The 530-nt window shown below is 54.0% G+C and carries 1 protein-coding gene; it reads left to right on the forward strand.

From position 1 onward, the window contains the following. Window positions 1-530 (forward strand): immunoglobulin-like domain-containing protein (locus AOA59_RS27070; protein ID WP_143522821.1); only part of this gene is annotated, 530 nt, incomplete at both ends.

The following is a 530-nucleotide window of genomic DNA, read 5'->3' on the forward strand; positions in this document are numbered from 1 at the left end:
AACACCACGGTTTCTCTGAGTGCTGATAAAGCCTCTGTAGTTGAAGGCGGTGACATCACTTACACCGCGACCTTGACCAACAAGGCGCAGACCGACGTTACCGTGACGCTTTCGAACGGTCAGACGATCACTATTAAAGCCGGTGAGACCACAGGCTCGACTGTGTTCAACACCCCAGCCAACGACGTCTATAACAACGGCAGCACGGTCAGCACCACCATCGCCAAAACTGAAGGCGGTAATTTCGAGAACCTGGTCACCGATCCGAAAGCGGCCGTCACTTCGATTACCGACTCGATCGACAACACCACGGTTTCTCTGAGTGCTGATAAAGCCTCCGTGGTTGAAGGCGGTGACATCACCTACACCGCGACCTTGACTAACAAGGCGCAGACCGACGTCACCGTAACGTTGAGCAACGGCCAAACCATCACGATAAAGGCCGGTGAAACCGTCGGCTCGACCGTGTTTAATACTCCAGCCAATGACGTCTATAACAACGGTTCGACTGTCAGCACCACCATCGCGAA

Source organism: Pseudomonas sp. 2822-15 (assembly GCF_002742515.1).
In the GTDB taxonomy this organism is placed as follows: Bacteria; Pseudomonadota; Gammaproteobacteria; order Pseudomonadales; family Pseudomonadaceae; genus Aquipseudomonas; species Aquipseudomonas salomonii.